1 protein-coding gene and 1 tRNA gene are annotated in these 4,130 nt (G+C 56.5%); one reads left to right on the top strand and one right to left on the bottom strand.

All coding sequences use genetic code 11. The features are described from left to right. Positions 1-27 precede the first annotated feature (27 nt). Positions 28-3,459, bottom strand: coding sequence for a SpaA isopeptide-forming pilin-related protein (locus DWY03_RS06635; RefSeq protein WP_117840255.1), 3,432 nt, complete (start codon positions 3,457-3,459; stop codon positions 28-30). 297 nt (positions 3,460-3,756) lie between these two features. Here DWY03_RS06635 and DWY03_RS06630 point away from each other — a divergent pair. Further along, positions 3,757-3,831, top strand: a tRNA-Gly gene (locus tag DWY03_RS06630). The last annotated feature ends 299 nt before the right edge of the window (positions 3,832-4,130 follow it).

The raw sequence follows: 4,130 nt of genomic DNA, 5'->3' as shown, positions 1-4,130 counted from the left end.
CCCCGCCCCCCCCGCTTTTTCATCGCGCTAGCGCTTCTTTGGGATTGACCTAAGGCGAGCGAACCATAGGGCTGCGGCACCCGAGGTCAGGAGCGCGGTGATGCAAGCGGCGATGGGGGCTGATCCTGTTGCCGGTAGGTCCTGCGGTAGGGTACAGCGTTGAATGACATTGTCCTCGTCATGTGACTCAAGTTTATCGCCGCCGCCGTTGCGGCAAAGATCGACGCGTGCGCTGTTGGTGAGTGCAGTTTGGGGTGTATAAGCCGACGTTGCCTGCATGTGCACGACTGCGCCCCGAGCATCTGTGCCAAGGATTGCTTTGGCATCGTCAAGGTCGTCGTGCTCATCTTTGAGATCATCGCGGGTCCAAGAATCCGTATCGCTTCGAGTCGTAAAGTCGGCGGCTACCGCACCGTATTCAATGCGAATGCCCGTTACGACGGTATTGGATGCAAGGTCGAGTTCTTTCGCCTCGAGTGTGGCGGATTCCGTGGTCGAGACATCCGCCTTCCAGAGGTGCCAGCCGTCGTAATCGACGAGGCGGCAATCTTCACCCAGACTCTCTTTTACTTCGTCGGACTCAAGCCAAGGATTTTCGTGCCCATCGTCAAGCGTCGCGTTTGCCGGCTCATCGACGTCTGTCGAGTCCAACGGCGTCGTGCGATACCACACGTTGCACAGACCGTTGAGGTCGCCGATGGCGACGGGGGTTTCGATTGAGACGAATCTCGCCGTATCGTCCTCGGCGCACTCAAGATCATCGGTAATCGTAAACTCATCAACCCAAGTAGCGGAATCGTTTCGAGCATCGATGGTATAGGAGAAAAGTCCGTCCGTATTGGTTTGCATCGCGGCGCGGTTTTTTCCATCGCCGTTAGCCAACAGACCCTTCCCGATAGGTTGGACAAGTTCCTGACGCTTGTCGACCTGTCCTTTGATCTCGATGGGCGCATCCTTCATCGCGACGGATTGGACTTCTCCCGTATCCTTTATTTCAAACGTTATCTCCTCGGCAAGGTCATAGGTCCGCGGAGACATCGTTTCGCGCAACGAGTAGGTGCCGGGTGCAAGATGTTCGATGCGGTGCGGCTTGTCGGATGAGGTCCAGGAGTCTATTTCGGTTTTATCGGGACCATATAAGGTGAGCTGTGCGCCTTTCACTTCCTGCTCTCCGCTTGCATCGACCTTGGAGATATCAACCTTGGTGTAATCGTCGGATACGTTAAGCCGTGCTTCCACAACGGGTGTTTTCTGGTCGGCATAGGTAAGGTCGACGATATGGTGCGTCCGGTCGAGTAAGAAGCCGGTCGGCGCTTGAGTCTCGACAACCTCGTAGCGTGCGGTGCCAGATCCCAGCGGGAGGTCGTCCGCGCGTGCTTCTCCAGTTTCATCCGTCGTGACGGTAGCGACAGTCTCACCGTCGAGCGCGGCAATGCTACCGTCGGGGCGCACGATATCACCTGAGGCACGGATCTCAAAGATGGCGCCCGCGAGGCTGCTGCCGTCTACGGCATCGGTTTTAACGATCCTGATGTTTCCGGTCGCGGCGCGGTCATAATACGAGACGATTGCAACGGGCGTTAGGTTTATATCGGCGGGTATGTTTACCTCGATCTCTCCGCCGACAAGATAGGGCTCTTTGGCCGAGGTTTCGCGTAAATAATAGGTGCCCGGCACGAGCGATTCGGGCAGTGTGACGGTGCCGGTCGCGTCAGTCGTAAAGGTGTCCATTACGTTATGTGCTGGATACCAGCATGTTTGTGAGACAGGTTTGTGATTGCTGTCGAGGAGTTGGAAGGTGAATCCGGCTAGGGGAACAGAAGCGCCTGTTTGGGCATCGCGTTTTACAATCTGGAGATGCGTCGACAGAGCGTGGTTGTCCACGATATATTGAAGCTCGGCGCCGTCGGAAATCTGATTGGCCTCGACGGTCCATTCCCCCGCACGTTTAAAACCCTCGGGGACGGTTTCCGGAACCTCACGAACCGTGTAGCCGGCGCGGTCGTATGGGACGGCTCCGTGGACACCGGCTGGTCGCTTGCCTGTGCCGAACCATGCTTCGGGCTGGTCTTTGGTGGAGGCAAAGCCATAGATGTTTGTAGTCAGTGTGCCAACAACCTGCTGAGAGCTGTTACTGACAACCTCAAAGACAACATCTCCTGCCGGCTGCTCCAGGCCGGATTGATCGCTATTGCCGTAGTCCTTGAATTTGGAAATCTCAAGGTCAAACGCAATGGGGATATCGGAAACGCGAGATTCGATCTCGACCACGCCTGAATCGCCGAGTTGGTCGGCTCCAACGGTGTAAGACCAACTGTCACCGGAGGGCAAATAGCCCTCGGGCGCCTTCGATTCATAGATGGTAAAGGTTCCCAGGGGGACATCGGTGAGGGTAGCTCGACCGCTTTCATCGGTCCTGAGAGTTTGTGTCCATCCAGGGGTTGATTGCGATACGCACACGAATTCTGCTCCTGCGAGCGAAGCCCCAACTTGGGGGCCTGCATTCGTTGCGGCGTCGAGCTTTACAATGCGCAAGGTAATGGTGCCGGGTTGTTCATCAATGGTGACGTATCCGCCGTTATTCGTCGTGGTAAAGGCAATGCGATCGTGCAGGGGGATATAACCAGCTGGCGCTGTTGTCTCAACTAGGTAGTATGCCGTGTTGGGTAGGAGTGTTGCCTGCGCTCGACCGTTGCTGTCCATCTGGACGGTGCCGACATGCGCGCCGCTGGCGCTCTCAAAAACATCGAATGTTGCCCCGTCAAACTGATAAGTATTGTTTCCGCTGGTAATGGCAGCGTTTGCAGACTGCTTTTGGAAGGAAACAGAGACCGCCGGCAGTACATAGAGCATGTCTTGACGTTTGCTGCCGCCCGATACGGTTCCTATATAGCGCCGCGCGCGGTGCGGAGCGGCTTTGATGCTTCCTGATTTTGCGCTGTCGTGGAGCCACCGCGCAGCCGCCACGACTTCATTGTCGGCGGTAAAGTGCCCGCTCTTGGTTTTGCCCTGAGCGGTCGTGTAGGAGTAGGTGCCGTCGACATGGGTAGTGCCGTTGAGCATCCATACGGCAAGCTGGGTGGCGGCGCGGGCGCGATCGGGTGAAAGATGGTAACCGCCAAACGACGTGGCGGTAGGATATCCGTGACAAACGATTGCCGCGAACTCGTCGTCGAGCCACACCCAGCCTTGATCAAAGTTGAGCCATGGGCCGCCCGGCTTGGTGGGGCCGGGGCGCTCCTGGTTCATGCAGTAGGCAATCGAGGCGTCTTGAGCTTCATACTTGCCGATGAAGAAGGGCCCACAATCATCGCTAATAGTGCGGAAGCCGAGCTGGTCGTAGCCATCGACGGCAAATGCGGCTCCCGGTGCCAGACAGCCGAAAAGCAGGAAGAGGAGCAGGAGCAGCGGACCTGTTGCGATTGCGCTGTGGACAGAGTGCGTGGGTGCGTTGGACATGGCTGCTCCTTATCCCTCGTGCGCCGCACGGGGAGGCCGCGGCGCTTGGGATGAGGCTACCGCCATGGTTCATGCGGGTAAGTACCAGAAGCTGACCAAAAGCTTGCCCGATTTCTGACAAATCGAGCTCAAATACAACAATCAGATAAAAGTGCAGGTAGAAGATGGTAAGAAAAGAAAGACAAAGGTCCTCATCTCCACAATTGGCGCGGTTTTCAAACGATTCTCCACAGCTAAAACAAGCATCGACACCCTTGTATCGAACAAGACAACCGCGTTATACTAGCCAACACACAAGCGGGCATCGCCAAGTGGTAAGGCATCAGCTTCCCAAGCTGACACTCGCGGGTTCGAGTCCCGTTGCCCGCTCCAGAAAAAACAGCAGGTCAAGAGCTTAGAGCGCTTGGCCTGTTTCTCTTTTTCGACTCCGTAGACCACGGAAATAGACCAAATGTAGACCAAACTCCGGTGAAACCGTTTTCCGCCCAGACGCCGCCCGCGTCTCCTCCGGCCCTTTTTTAGGGCTTGCGCAAGTTGTGGCTGAGCGGCCCGTGTGCCCCTCCCCGCCCTTTTTTAGTTGTTGACATAGTTGACGTTAAAGCAGCGGGGTCGCACCCCGCGCACTGGGATAGGTGACGCATAATTTCTTTCGCAAATTGACAACCGCATAG

The sequence above is a fragment of the Collinsella sp. AF23-2 genome (assembly GCF_003459245.1).
Lineage (GTDB): Bacteria > Actinomycetota > Coriobacteriia > Coriobacteriales > Coriobacteriaceae > Collinsella.
Note: the sequence above shows the minus strand (reverse complement) of the source record. Positions and strands in the feature narration are given on the sequence as shown.